Here is a 12,272-nt window from a genome sequence, read left to right as displayed (position 1 = left end):
GGGTGTCAACCGGACACGCTTTTCGTCCGGTTGACACCCCGATCCTGGCGCGGCTCGCTCCGGCTCGGCTCGTGACGGGACCCCACCCGGACCGCACCACCTACGCAACGTGCAGCCGCCGAAAGCACCAGGCGTGCCATCAACCCGCAAGCGGCGCTGGCTGGTCTTTGATCAGATTGGCGGGGTCCGGGGCAGAGCCCCGCGCCCTAAAACAGGACACGCCAAACGCAAGGCGACCACCCACAAAGCCGCGAAACGCACGCAACGTGACCCGCCCAACGCAACGCAACCCACCCACAAACCAGCGTCCCTAAAAACCCCTAAAACCCAACCTCAGCCCGCTCACTAAACCGAACCGCAGGAGAAACCCCAACCACAGGCGGCTCAGCAAACTGAGTGTTGTAGAGATCCGCATACCGCCCCTCAGCACTCATCAACTCGGTATGCGTCCCCCGCTCAACAATCTCCCCGTGCTCCAACACCAAAATCTGATCAGCAGCCCGAATAGTCGACAACCTGTGAGCAATAACCAACGACGTCCGCCCAGCCAACGCCTCAGTCAACGCCTCCTGCACAGCAGCCTCAGACTCGGAGTCCAGATGAGCAGTAGCCTCATCCAAGATCACCACCCGAGGCCGAGCCAGCAGCAACCGGGCAATCGTCAACCGCTGCCTCTCCCCACCGGACAGCCGATACCCGCGCTCCCCGACCACCGTGTCGAGCTGATCAGGCAACGACCCCACCAGCTCGAACAACCGGGCCCGCCGCAACGAGTCCCACAACTCGTCATCAGAAGCCCCGGGCGCCGCATACTCCAGATTCGCGCGAATCGTGTCGTGGAACAGATGCCCATCCTGCGTCACAACACCAACAGTCGAGCGCAACGCCTCGAACGTCAGATCCCGAACGTCCACATCGGACAGACGAACCGAGCCGGAATCCACGTCGTACAACCGAGGCACGAGCGAAGCGAGCGTCGACTTCCCAGCCCCGGACGATCCGACCACAGCAACCAACTGCCCAGCCTCAGCCTTGAAGCTGATGCCGTGCAACACCTCTTCCCCACCCCGAGTGTCCAAAGTGGCCACAGACTCCAAAGAAGCCAGCGACACCTTGTCAGCAGACGGGTACGCGAAGCGGACATCGTCGAACTCGACCGACACGGCACCAGCAGGCAGCCCCCGAGCGTCAGCCCGCTCCTGAATCATCGGTTTGAGATCCAAAATCTCGAACACCCGCTCAAACGACACAAGCGCAGTCATGACGTCAACACGAGCGTTCGCCAAAGCAGTCAGCGGCGCATACAGCCGCGTGAGCAGCAACGCCAGCGAAACCACGGTGCCCGCAGCCAGATGCCCGGTCAAAGCCAGGTACCCGCCCAGCCCGTACACCAACGCCTGAGCCAACGCGGACACCAAAGTCAGCCCGGTCATGAACCACCGGGTCGCCATAGCGGTCCGGATCCCGATGTCGCGGACCTTCGCGGCCTTGTCCGAGAACTCGGCTTCCTCGCGGTCGGGCCGCCCGAACAGCTTCACCAGGGTCGCCCCAGGAGCCGAGAACCTCTCGGTCGACTGAGTCACCATCGAAGCGTTCAGCGAGGACGCCTCGCGCTGCATGTCCGCCATCCGCCGCCCCATCCGCTTGGCGGGCAGCACGAACACCGGCAGCAGCACCAGCGCCAGCGCCGTGACCTGCCAGGACAGCGTGAACATCACGCCGAGCGACAGCACCAGCTGGATGATGTTCGTGACGAACCCGGACAGCGTCGACGTGAACGCCCGCTGAGCGCCGATGACGTCGTTGTTCAGCCGCGAGACGAGCGCCCCGGTGCGAGTCCGGGTGAAGAACGCGACGGGCATCTTCTGCACGTGGCCGAAGACGGCACGCCGCAGGTCGTAGATCAGCCCCTCACCGATGCGGGTCGACTGCCACCGCTCGACGACACCCAGCCCGGCGTCCACGACGGCCACCAGCGCGATGACCACCGCCAGCCACACGACGACCGACGGCGCGGACCCGCCGACGATCGCGTCGACCACCCGGCCGGCGAGCAGCGGGGTCGTCACCGCGAGAACCGACGAGATCACCGTCAGCAGGAGGAAGACCAGGAGCTTCGCCCGATGCGGCCCGGCGAAGGCCAGCACGCGCCGGAAGGTGCCGCGGCGCACCTTGGCAGGCGCGTCCGTAGTCACCCCCATCATGAATCGCCAGGAGCTGTAACCGTCCACGCCCTATAGAACAGCACATGGGTCTGACAATTCCATGACCTGGGAGAATTCAGCCCTGGGCGGACAGTGCGGCCAGCGACGAGATCCGGCGCAGCTGAGCGGCGCGCTCCACGGCGAGCTGCGTGTCCAGAGAAGGCCCGGCGGCCGCGGACGCGATCAGGGCCAGAGTCTCGGAAACAGCACCCGGCAGCGGCTTCAGGACAGCAGCGACCAGCGCCTCGACGGCCTCGTCCAGTCCGGACGCGGGCACGACGGAGTTCGCGAGGCCGATCTGCAACGCCTCGGCGGCGGACACCCGCCGGGAGGTCACGCAGATCTCGGCCGCGCGCGAGTACCCCACGAGTCGCACGAGAGGCAGCGTCCCGCCGAGATCGGGCACCAGACCCAGCCCGGTCTCGGCCATGCAGAACTGCGCGTCCTCGGCGAGCACGCGGAAGTCGCACGCCAGCGCCAACTGGAAGCCCGCGCCGATGGCATGCCCCTGCACCGCGGCGATCGTCACGCGTGCCGGATTGCTCAACCACGTGAACCCGGCCTGGTACGAGGCGATCCGAGCGTCCGCCTCCGAAGCAGGCAACGACAGCATCGCACCGAGGCCACCGGGTTCGCCGTCGACGGGCTCACCGGTGAACATGCGCCGGTCCAGACCCGCCGAGAAGGCGCGACCGGAACCCCGGACGACCACGACGCGGACGTCCGGGTCCAGCTGTTCGCCGATGTGCCGCAACGCCGCCCAGGTGGCCGGCGTCTGTGCGTTGAGCACGTCGGGACGATCGAGAGTGACGGTCGCGAGCGGCCCGGAAATCGCGAGCCGAACACCACCGCGCTCGAGCACGCCAGCGTCGATAGCGGGCACTGGCATGGTGATTACCTCCGGCGAACTAGAAGCTAGTTACCGGAGAGTAGCAGTCTGAGTTGCAGCTACTTCTTCTTCGTCCGGGTGGCGCCACCGCGACCGCGCAGCGTGACGCCGGATTCCGACAGAACCCGGTGCACGAAGCCGTAGGAACGCCCGGTGCTTTCAGCCAAAGCCCGGATGCTCGCGCCCTTTTCGTACTTCTTCTTCAGGTCAGCGGCCAGCTTGTCCCGCGTGGCGCCGGTGATCCGGGCACCCTTCTTCAGGTCAGCCACCTCGTCCCGCCTTCCGTACGAGCAGGTCGGGCCGTTCTACGGCCCCTGTCGTCGCAATGATCGAACAGGTTCACGCAGAACGCCAGGTGATCAAGCGAAGAGATCGCCGAACGGTCGATTCGATCACACTCAGTTGATCACAGGGTGCGCTCGGTAATCCTTTGAGGGGTGGAGATCACGCGAGCTGCACGAGCTCGAGGTAGTCCTCCGACCAATGATCCTCGGTGCCGTCGGGCAACAGGATCACCCGCTCGGGCTCCAAAGCCTCGACCGCACCGGGGTCGTGCGTCACGAGAACGACCGCGCCCTCGTACCGCCGCAGCGCGTCGAGAACCTGCTCGCGCGAGGCCGGGTCGAGGTTGTTGGTCGGCTCGTCGAGCAGCAGCACGTTCGCGGCCGACGACACCAGACCGGCCAGCGCCAGTCGCGTCTTCTCGCCACCGGACAACGTGCCCGCGGGCTGGTCGAGCTGCTCGCCGGTGAACAGGAACGTGCCGAGCAAGGACCGCAGCTTCTGCTCCTGCTCGTCCGGCGCCATGTGCCGGATGTTCTCCCACACCGACGCGTTGTGGTCGAGCGTCTCGTGCTCCTGCGCGAAGTAGCCGATCTTCAGGCCGTGACCGGGCACGATCTTGCCCGCGTCCATCTTCTCGCTGCCGCCCAGCAACCGCAGCAACGTCGTCTTGCCGGCACCGTTGAAGCCGAGCACGACGACGCGGGAACCCTTGTCGATCGCGAGGTCCACGCCGGTGAAGATCTCCAGCGAACCGTAGGACTTGCTCAGACCCTCTGCCATCAAAGGGGTCTTGCCGCACGAGGCGGGCGCCGGGAAGGTGATCCGCGCGACCTTGTCGCTCTGGCGCACGTCGTCGAGACCGTCGAGCAGCTTCTGGGCGCGCTTCGCCATGTTCTGCGCCGCAACGGCCTTCGTGGCCTTCGCGCCCATCTTGGCGGCCTGCGTCATCAGCGCGCCGGCCTTCTTCTCGGCGTTGGCGCGCTCACGGCGACGGCGCTTCTCGTCCGTCGCACGGGCTTCGAGGTACTTCTTCCAGCCGAGGTTGTAGATGTCGACCTCGCCGCGGATCGCGTCGAGGAACCACACCTTGTTCACGACGTCGTCGAGCAGTTCGACGTCGTGCGAGATCACGACGAGGCCGCCGTCGTGCGACTTGAGGAAGCCGCGCAGCCACGTGATCGAGTCGGCGTCGAGGTGGTTGGTCGGCTCGTCGATCAGCAGGACCGTGCTCGACTTGGCGCCGATGCCCGCCTCGGACGCGGCGAAGAGGATCCGCGCCAGCTCGACACGGCGGCGCTGACCACCGGAGAGCGTCTTGAGCTGCTGCTCCAGCACGCGGTCCGGGAGGCCCAGGTTCGAGCAGATGCGGGCGGCCTCGGACTCGGCGGCATAGCCACCCAGCGCCGCGAAGCGCTCCTCGAGCTTGCCGTACTTGGTGACGGCGGTGTCGAGCTCGGCCGGGTCGACCAGCTCGGCCATCTTCGTCTGGGCCTTCTCCATGTCGCGGAGAAGCTGGTCGAGGCCGCGGGCGGACAGCACGCGGTCCTTGGCGATGACCGACAGGTCGCCCTCGCGCGGGTCCTGCGGCAGGTAGCCGAGCTCGCCCTTGCGGCTGATGTCGCCGCCGTAGGGCTGGCCCTCACCCGCGAGGACGCGAAGGGAAGTCGTCTTGCCGGCACCGTTGCGGCCCACGAGGCCGATGCGGTCGCCGGGCTGAACGCGCAGGTTGGCGCCACTCACGAGAATGCGTGAGCCCGCGCGCAACTCCATGTCAGTTGCGGTGATCAAGAGAAACTCCGAGCAGTAGAAGAACTCCGGGCATGACAAGGGATGGCACGTCCGGTTCGGCCTACTCCAGGAGGATCACGACACCCATTCTACGGGATCTCGACCATCGAATTTCCCACCTGTGGCCTGACCCATAGATTGCCGCCATGAGCGAAGACTTCTCGGGCAAGACCGCGCTGGTCACCGGCGCGTCCCGCGGTATCGGCCTCGGCATCGCACGCGAGCTGCTCTCCCGCGGCGCCGCCGTCACCATCACCGGCCGCAAGGCCGACCAGCTCGCCGCGGCCGCGCAGGAGCTCGGCGGCAAGGTGCTGACGATCCAGGGCAACGCGGGCGACGACGCGTCCCGCGAGGAGGTCGTGGCGCGCACGGTCGAGGAGTTTGGCAGCCTCGACGTCCTGGTCAACAACACCGGCATCAACCCGCAGTTCGGGTTCCTGATGGACGCCGACCTCAACGCCGTCCGGAAGATCTTCGACGTCAACGTCGTGGCGGCGCTCGGTTTCACCCAGCTCGCGTGGAAGGCGTGGATGGGCGAGCACGGCGGCGCGGTCGTGAACATCGCATCGGTCGGCGGCATCCGGTCCACCGGCGTGATCGGCGCCTACGGGGCGTCCAAGGCGGCGCTGATCCGCCTCACCGAGGAGCTGGCGTGGCAGCTCGGCCCGAAGGTGCGCGTCAACGCCGTCGCGCCCGCCGTGGTGAAGACGAAGTTCGCCGAGGCGCTGTGGAGCGGCCGCGAGGAGGAAGGCGTCCAGGCGTACCCGATGAAGCGCTTCGGCACGCCGCAGGACGTGGCCTCGCTCGTGGCCTTCCTCTGCTCGGACGGCGCTTCGTGGATCACCGGCGAGACCGTGCGCGTCGACGGCGGCCTGCTCGCCACCGGCACCGCGGGCTAACCGGCCGCGACACCGAGCACGTCGAGGAACGCGGCGGCGGCCGGAGTCAGCCCGGCCGTGCTCCACACCAGGTGCTCCACCCGTGACGGCCCGTTGGTGATCGGCACCGTCACCACCCCGCTCAGCCGCGGCGTGTACCGCGACGGCAGCACCGCGACGCCGAGTCCTTCCCGCAGGAGGCCCGCCATCAGTTCGGCGGTCGTCACCTCGAAGGCGACGTCGCGGTGCAGCCCGGCCGCGGCGAACGCCTGATCGGACTGCATGCGCCCCGGCGAGCCGGCGGGGAAGTCGACGAACAGCTCGTCGGCGAGCGTCCGCAGATCGGTTTCCGCTTGCCCCGCAAGGGAATGCGACGGTGCCACCACGGCGACGTGATCGTCGCGCGCCAGCTCGTGCCCGCGCACGCCCTCGGGTTTCACGCCCGGCGGCAGTCCGAGGAACGCCAGGTCGATCACACCGTGGCGCACCTGCTCGGCGAGCTCGTGGCTCGGCAGCATCCGCAACGCGACCCGCACCTGCGGGTACCTCTCGCGGAACACCCTCAGCGCGGCGGGCAGGTCCACGGCGGCGACGGTCGGGATCACGCCGACCACGACCTGTCCGCGCACCTCCCCCACGGCCGCCGCGACCTCGGCCGCCGCGCGTTCCGCGAAGTCGAGGCACTGCCGGGCCGGCGACAGGAACGCCGATCCCGCCGGAGTCAGTCTCACGCTGCGGCTCGTGCGGTCGAACAGCCGGGCGCCGAGCTCGCGTTCGAGGCGCGCGATCTGATGACTCAAAGCCGACTGCACGACGAGGCACCGCCGGGCCGCCTTCGTGAAGCTGCCGGTCTCGGCGACCGCCACCACGTACCGCAGCTGCTGGAGCTCCATTCGATCTATCTTGAATCACGATGGATCGGATGAAAAGCATGTGTTGGACTCATTGATCCCCGCGACCAACACTGGAGGACGTGAGAAACCACCTCCGCATCGCGCTCGCGGCGTTCGCCCCGGTCGTCTGGGGCTCGACCTACGTCGTGACCACCGAGCTGCTGCCCGCCGGTCACCCGCTCTTCGCCGGCCTGCTCCGCTCGTTGCCCGCCGGTCTCATCGCGCTCGCGATCACGCGGACGCTGCCGAGCGGCTCCTGGTGGTGGCGGGCCGGAGTGCTCGGCGTGCTCAACATCGGCCTGTTCTTCCCGTTCCTGTTCATCGCGGCCGAACGCCTGCCAGGCGGTGTCGCGGCCACCCTCGGCGCCGCGCAGCCGCTCGTGGTGGCGCTGCTGGCGGTGGGTGTGCTGAAGGAGAGCCCGTCGGCGTGGCGGCTCGCGTGGGGCGTGATCGGCATGGTCGGCGTCGGCCTGGTGGTGCTCGGCCCGGCGGCCGGGTTCGACGTGATCGGCGTCCTGGCGGGGCTGGGTGGCGCCGCGACGATGGCGCTCGGCGTGACGCTGACGAAGAAGTGGGGCAGGCCGGCGGAGGCGAGCCCGACGGCGTTCGCGGGCTGGCAGCTCACCGCGGGTGGGGTGTTCCTGGTGCCGGTGACGTTCCTGGTCGAGGGCGCGCCGCCCGCGATCGGTCTCCCGGCGCTGATCGGCTACCTGTGGCTCGGCGGAATCGGCGGTCTGCTCGCCTATGTGCTGTGGTTCCGCGCGATCACGACGCTGCCGGTCACGTCGGTGTCGATGCTCGGCCTGCTGTCGCCGATGGTGGCGGCGCTGCTCGGGGTCGTGGTGCTCGGTCAGACGCTGAACCTGGTGCAGCTCCTCGGTTTCGCGCTCGCCCTGGCCGCGATCGTCGCGAGTCAGCGTCCGGTGAGGTCCAGCGCCAGGATCGGCTCGCCCTCCGCGTCGATCTCCCCCGTCGGCTCGAAGCCGTAGGCGCGGTAGAACGGCTCGGGGCAGCCCTCGCCCGGCATGTAGCTGGTGATCAGCTCGGTCGCCCCGTCCGCTCGGATCAACCGCACGACCTCGTCCAGGATCGCGGTGCCGTAGCCGCGGCCCTGGAACCGGGCGTCCACGAGCAGCCGCCACAGGAAGTACGGCCCGCGCCACTCCGGCCGGGGAACCAGGTTCCAGCTCAGCATGACGAAGGCGACGGGCGTGTCACCGTCGTAGACCGCGCGGAACCACGGTTTGGCGTCGGGATACGCCTGCGCGTGCCGGAAGGACGTCTCCACGGACGCCACGAACTTCTCCTGTGCGGGGTGCACGCGCAGGGCGATCACCGCGTCGCGGTTGGCGTCGGTGATCTCGACGAGCCTGATCTGGGCAGTCATGCCCGGATTGTGCCGCTCAGCGAGAAGTCTGCGGAACGGATTCCACGTGACTCGAGGGCGACGTGGTGTTGACCGACGTCTGCGGGCTGGTCCCCGACGGCACCCCCGGTGGGCTCACCGACGTCGTCACCCGCAACGGTGGCTGGGTCGAGCCCGGCGGCGTCGTGGTCCGCGTCGACTCGGGCGTGCTCATCGGCGTCGTGGGCAGCACGGGCGACGGAGACGAGGACGGCGGCGGCGTCGAGGTCGTCGTGGAAGGCCCGGGCACCAGCGGTTCCGGCGGCTTCGCGGACGGCAGCACGGCGAGCGCGACGGCCACGACACCCACGGTCGCGAGCCCGGTGCCGACCACGGCGATGGTGCGCCGGCGGGTCCGCACGGCCTGGCCGCGCTGGATCAGGTCGGCGGCCGTGACGGCACGCGGCGGTGCTTCTTCCCCGTGCAGAGCGGAGAAAGTCGCCCGCAGATCGTCTTCGCGAACCATCACACCTCCAGCCTCAAGTGATCGAACTCAGGCCCCAGCTTGCGCCGCAACGTCTCCAGGCCCTTGCTGCTCTGCGACTTCACGGTTCCGGTCGAACAGTTCAGCGCCGTCGCCGTCTCCTCGACGCTGAGATCGTGCCAATAGCGCAGCACGAGCACAGCGCGTTGGCGTGCGGGCACGCCGGTGAGCGCCTGCCACACCACGAGCCTGTCCTCCGCCCCTGCGGCGGAGGACAGGCCCTCTGGGGGTGCGTCAGTCAGCTTCTCCCTGCGCCATCGCACTTTCCGGCGTTCGGCGAGGAACGTCCGCACGACGATCTGACGCAGGTACGGTTCGAGCCCCGACCGGTCGCTGAGCTTGGGACCGGCCAGGTACAGCTTCAAGAACGCCGACTGCATCACGTCTTCTGCCTCGTGCCAGTTACCGCACAACAAGAACGCCGTGAAGCGCATCGAGTCGGCGCACCGGTCGAAGCAGTCGGTGAACTCGGCCTCCCAGTTCAGCGGTGGCTCCTCACCGGGCCGGGCTCGACGAGACCGGCGGCGTCGTCGGGAGCGGCGGGATCGTCGTCGACACCGGGGACGACGTCGTCGGCGGACGGGTCGGCAACGGCGTCGGCTGGATCGGCGAGGTCGTCGGCAACTGCGGCGCCGTGCTCGACGGCCCTCCCGGCGTGGTGCTCCTCGTCGTCGACGGCGTACCCGGCGAGGTCGTCACCGTCGAGGACGGTGCACCCGGAGAAGTCGTCACCGGCGACGACGGGGCGCCCGGCGAAGTCGTGACCGTCGTCGCCGGAGCCGAGGTCGTGGGCGGCGTGGGGTTGCCGCCGCCGCTCAGCGCCAGCGCGGGCACCGCGATGCCGACGGCCCCCAGGGCCACCGCTCCGGCCACGATCACCATTCGTTTGCGCACTTGCGACTCCAGCAGGTCAGTGGCGCCTCTGTCAGGCACCCTCACCCGTATCCATGCGGTCGGCCGATGATCCGGTTGCCTCTGTGTCCTGGATCACGATCTCAACGCAGCGGGCCCGTTCAGCGGCCTCGTCCAGGACCGAGCGCCGAGGTTCCGGCACGTCCAGCACCCGGTCCTCTGCCTTGGCGAAGACGTCTCGCAGCCTGCGGTCGTTGCGCAGGACGTCCAGCGCCTGCCAGTCGCCGCCGAGCACGACGCTGTCCACCTGGGCGAGCCTCGGGACCAGAACCCGGAACACGTCGTCCGCGGCCGCCTGGAGCGCGACGCGGGCCTGCCCCTCGCGGCGCCGGGCGAACCGCTGCTGCGACCACCCGCCGGCCCGGATGCGGCCGTGCACCTGCTTGCGGTCGGTCGCGGACACCTCGACCTTGCCGCCGAACGCCACGCCGACGCTGTGCCCGCCGAGCCGCACGAGGACCAGGCCGATCCGGCGGGGTGCCGTCAGATTGTCAACCACCTCTTCCAAGGAGGTACCACCGCGCGTGGCGAACGTGGCCGTGGCGCCGTCGGCCGCGACGACTCGCACGTGGTCGCCGACAGTGATGTCGACAGCGCCGTGCCGGTCCGCGAACCTCGCGATCCAGCCCTCGACGCGTTCCGGTTCGACCTCGACGGCCCGTCCACCGGGAACCGGCCGCACCCGGCTCACGCGACCGCCACCCACACCGGCACGCGGTAGCCGCTCTCGCCTGGGGAAAGTCGTTGAACGCTCATGAACCCGGCGGCCTTCAGCGTGTCCTCCATCTCAGCCGCGGGCAGAACCCTGTGGCGCGTGGAGGCCGTCGCGGAGATCTCCCACCCCGAGATGCCCCTCAGCAGCGTCACGACCTCCAGGCCGTACGACAGGCCGTCCGGAGCCCAGTCCCACAGCTGCACCGTGACCCGGTCGCCGTGCACCTTGGGCGGCGGAGCGGTCGGCCTCAACGCGCCGAGCCGGTCCAGTTCCGGGACCGCGGCCACCAGAACACCGCCGGGTCGCAGCGACGCGTGGGCGAGCAGGAGGATGTTCGCGAGGGATTCCTCGTGCGCCAGCCGGGGCAGCAGGTCGTCCGTGGCCCGCACCGCGTCCACCTGGACGCCGGGCACCACGTCGAGCAGGTCGACAACCGCGTGCGGACCGGGTCCGAGCACCGCGCCGGCCACGGAGGTCAGCACGTCGAGGTCGTTCACCGGACACACACTAGAGCCATCTCGATACGAGGCGTGAACTGCACAGGGATGTTACTGATCGGTTCGGATCGCTTGACAGATGAGTCTCGAAAGCGTGAACTCATCAACCGTATGGATTAACCATTGACTCCATCCGGCTCCGACCAGCGATGTTCACGGACGGGTAGGGTCACTGGGGCGTGATCTTATGACAGCGGGGAGTCACCATGACCACTGCTGCCGGTCGACCAACACTGACCGTTGAAGACACTGACTCAACGGGCCACGGCAGCCTTACGCAACTCTTGACCACGGGACCATTCCCGGAGGCGTTGAGGGCTGCGATCAAGGCGAGCCGTCTCAGCCTCGACCGCATCCAGCACCGGTTGGCACTGCGCGGCGTGACCATCAGCGTCGCGACGCTCAGCTACTGGCAGTCAGGCCGGCGAAGGCCGGAACGCCCTGAATCGCTGGAGGCGCTTCGGCACCTCGAGTCGGTCCTGGGCGTGCCTCAGTCGGGTCTGTCGGCGCTGCTCGGCCCACCTCGTCCGCGAGGCCGCCGTTGCCGCCCGACGACGATGATGCCGATCGACGCCCTCTGGGCGCGTCGTGAGCGGGTCGCGAACCTGCTCTCGAAGGTCGACACCACGTCCGACCTGAAGCTCGGCAGGATCAGCCAGCACGACCGCATCGAGATCTCTGCCGACGGCGGGCAGAAATCAGTGTGGGTGCGGCAGATCCTCCGCGCGGAGCAGGACGGCCCCGACCGCTGGGCGCTCGTGTTCGAGACCGAGGAGAGCGATGTTCTTCCCGAGATCGTCAACGTGCGCAACTGCCACCTGGGCCGGATCGCACGCGACCACGAAGCCAACATCATGGTCGCCGAGATGATGTTCGAACGTCCGCTGACCCGCGGCGAGACCCTCATCATGGAATACCAACTGGTGTTCCCCGAGGGCCACGCGCCGAAGGGCAACAACACGTTCGCGCGCAAGTTCCGCCTCCCGGTCCGCGAGTACGTCATCGAGGTCCGCTTCGACGAGGCGAACCTGCCCTCGCGCGTGCAGCAGTACAGCGTGCCCGCGGGCGACGAGACTCCGTCGCGGCGCCGCAACCTGACCCTGGACTCGGGCGGCGGCGTGCACGCCGTGGCACTCGGGTTCGGACCAGGTGTGTTCGGCATCCGCTGGGAGTGGCCGAACCGCTAGAAGTCCTCACAGTTCCAACGAGAAGGCCCCCGGCTCGTGAGCTTGGGTTCTAGGAGTCGTCGCAACACCCTGGTTGAGGGGTTGCGATGGAGTTCGAGATCCGGGACAGGTCGGTCGTTCAGGGCTCTCGTCGGC

General features: G+C 68.5%; 13 protein-coding genes and 1 pseudogene. 4 read left to right on the top strand and 10 right to left on the bottom strand.

Annotated elements, in window-relative coordinates; translation table 11 throughout:
- Positions 1–320: 320 nt before the first annotated feature.
- The 4 genes and pseudogenes from ABZ345_RS46825 to ABZ345_RS46810 all read right to left on the bottom strand — a co-directional run bounded on the left by ABZ345_RS46825 (position 321) and on the right by ABZ345_RS46810 (position 5,166).
- A complete protein-coding gene (locus ABZ345_RS46825; RefSeq protein WP_359862160.1) occupies positions 321–2,195 on the bottom strand; it encodes an ABC transporter ATP-binding protein in 1,875 nt (624 codons plus the stop codon).
- Positions 2,196–2,280: 85 nt separating this feature from the next.
- Positions 2,281–3,093, bottom strand: a complete 813-nt coding sequence (locus tag ABZ345_RS46820; protein ID WP_359862158.1) for an enoyl-CoA hydratase/isomerase family protein — start codon at positions 3,091–3,093, stop codon at positions 2,281–2,283.
- Positions 3,094–3,152: 59 nt separating this feature from the next.
- Positions 3,153–3,371, bottom strand: a pseudogene (locus tag ABZ345_RS46815) (helix-turn-helix domain-containing protein); the annotation flags it as partial.
- Between the two features lie 166 nt (positions 3,372–3,537).
- The gene (locus tag ABZ345_RS46810; RefSeq protein WP_359862156.1) at positions 3,538–5,166 is read right to left on the bottom strand and encodes an ABC-F family ATP-binding cassette domain-containing protein; all 1,629 of its coding nucleotides are present in this window, start codon (positions 5,164–5,166) and stop codon (positions 3,538–3,540) included.
- Positions 5,167–5,312: 146 nt separating this feature from the next.
- Here ABZ345_RS46810 and ABZ345_RS46805 point away from each other — a divergent pair, with 146 nt between their 5' ends.
- A complete protein-coding gene (locus ABZ345_RS46805; protein WP_359862154.1) occupies positions 5,313–6,065 on the top strand; it encodes an SDR family oxidoreductase in 753 nt (250 codons plus the stop codon).
- Here the strand turns inward: ABZ345_RS46805 and ABZ345_RS46800 are convergent.
- Complete coding sequence (locus tag ABZ345_RS46800) at positions 6,062–6,937, bottom strand: LysR family transcriptional regulator (RefSeq protein WP_359862152.1); 876 nt, start codon at positions 6,935–6,937, stop codon at positions 6,062–6,064. The genes ABZ345_RS46805 and ABZ345_RS46800 overlap by 4 nt on opposite strands.
- Before the next feature lie 80 nt (positions 6,938–7,017).
- On the opposite strand from ABZ345_RS46800, the gene ABZ345_RS46795 reads away from it, so the two are divergent.
- Positions 7,018–7,926 (top strand): EamA family transporter, encoded by a 909-nt coding sequence (locus tag ABZ345_RS46795; RefSeq protein ID WP_359862150.1) that lies wholly within the window; start codon positions 7,018–7,020, stop codon positions 7,924–7,926.
- Here the strand turns inward: ABZ345_RS46795 and ABZ345_RS46790 are convergent.
- Genes ABZ345_RS46790 through ABZ345_RS46780 form a run of 3 tightly spaced genes read right to left on the bottom strand, consistent with a single transcriptional unit; the run spans position 7,851 to position 9,311 of the window.
- Complete coding sequence (locus tag ABZ345_RS46790; RefSeq protein ID WP_359862148.1) at positions 7,851–8,324, bottom strand: GNAT family N-acetyltransferase; 474 nt, start codon at positions 8,322–8,324, stop codon at positions 7,851–7,853. The two genes, ABZ345_RS46795 and ABZ345_RS46790, sit on opposite strands and share 76 nt — an antisense overlap.
- 16 nt (positions 8,325–8,340) lie before the next feature.
- Positions 8,341–8,808 carry a hypothetical protein gene (locus ABZ345_RS46785; RefSeq protein WP_359862147.1) on the bottom strand — a complete coding sequence of 156 codons (468 nt, stop codon included), beginning with the start codon at positions 8,806–8,808 and terminating at the stop codon, positions 8,341–8,343.
- A complete protein-coding gene (locus ABZ345_RS46780; RefSeq protein ID WP_359862162.1) occupies positions 8,808–9,311 on the bottom strand; it encodes a SigE family RNA polymerase sigma factor in 504 nt (167 codons plus the stop codon). Before ABZ345_RS46780 ends, ABZ345_RS46785 begins: the two co-directional genes overlap by 1 nt.
- Before the next feature lie 2 nt (positions 9,312–9,313).
- Between ABZ345_RS46780 and ABZ345_RS46775 the strand changes: the two genes are divergently transcribed.
- Positions 9,314–9,790 carry a hypothetical protein gene (locus ABZ345_RS46775; RefSeq protein WP_359862145.1) on the top strand — a complete coding sequence of 159 codons (477 nt, stop codon included), beginning with the start codon at positions 9,314–9,316 and terminating at the stop codon, positions 9,788–9,790.
- Here ABZ345_RS46775 and ABZ345_RS46770 read toward each other — a convergent pair.
- Positions 9,752–10,429: an acVLRF1 family peptidyl-tRNA hydrolase gene (locus ABZ345_RS46770; protein WP_359862143.1), complete on the bottom strand. Its 678-nt coding sequence runs from the start codon at positions 10,427–10,429 to the stop codon at positions 9,752–9,754. The genes ABZ345_RS46775 and ABZ345_RS46770 overlap by 39 nt on opposite strands.
- Positions 10,426–10,950 carry a hypothetical protein gene (locus ABZ345_RS46765; RefSeq protein WP_359862141.1) on the bottom strand — a complete coding sequence of 175 codons (525 nt, stop codon included), beginning with the start codon at positions 10,948–10,950 and terminating at the stop codon, positions 10,426–10,428. The genes ABZ345_RS46770 and ABZ345_RS46765 overlap by 4 nt, the downstream gene beginning before the upstream one ends.
- A gap of 284 nt (positions 10,951–11,234) precedes the next feature.
- Between ABZ345_RS46765 and ABZ345_RS46760 the strand changes: the two genes are divergently transcribed.
- Entirely contained in the window at positions 11,235–12,137 is a 903-nt protein-coding gene (locus ABZ345_RS46760; protein ID WP_359862139.1) for a helix-turn-helix transcriptional regulator, read from the top strand.
- Positions 12,138–12,272 lie beyond the last annotated feature (135 nt).

The organism is Lentzea sp. NPDC005914, assembly GCF_040629405.1.
Lineage (GTDB): Bacteria > Actinomycetota > Actinomycetes > Mycobacteriales > Pseudonocardiaceae > Lentzea.
Note: the sequence above shows the minus strand (reverse complement) of the source record. Positions and strands in the feature narration are given on the sequence as shown.

Bases quoted from the DNA above. Each gene is read 5' to 3' on its own strand.
- ABZ345_RS46820 (WP_359862158.1), bottom strand. From the start codon at position 3,093: ATGCCAGTGCCCGCTATCGACGCTGGCGTGCTCGAGCGCGGTGGTGTT.
- ABZ345_RS46800 (WP_359862152.1), bottom strand. From the start codon at position 6,937: ATGGAGCTCCAGCAGCTGCGGTACGTGGTGGCGGTCGCCGAGACCGGC.
- ABZ345_RS46805 (WP_359862154.1), top strand. From the start codon at position 5,313: ATGAGCGAAGACTTCTCGGGCAAGACCGCGCTGGTCACCGGCGCGTCC.
- ABZ345_RS46785 (WP_359862147.1), bottom strand. From the start codon at position 8,808: ATGGTTCGCGAAGACGATCTGCGGGCGACTTTCTCCGCTCTGCACGGG.
- ABZ345_RS46790 (WP_359862148.1), bottom strand. From the start codon at position 8,324: ATGACTGCCCAGATCAGGCTCGTCGAGATCACCGACGCCAACCGCGAC.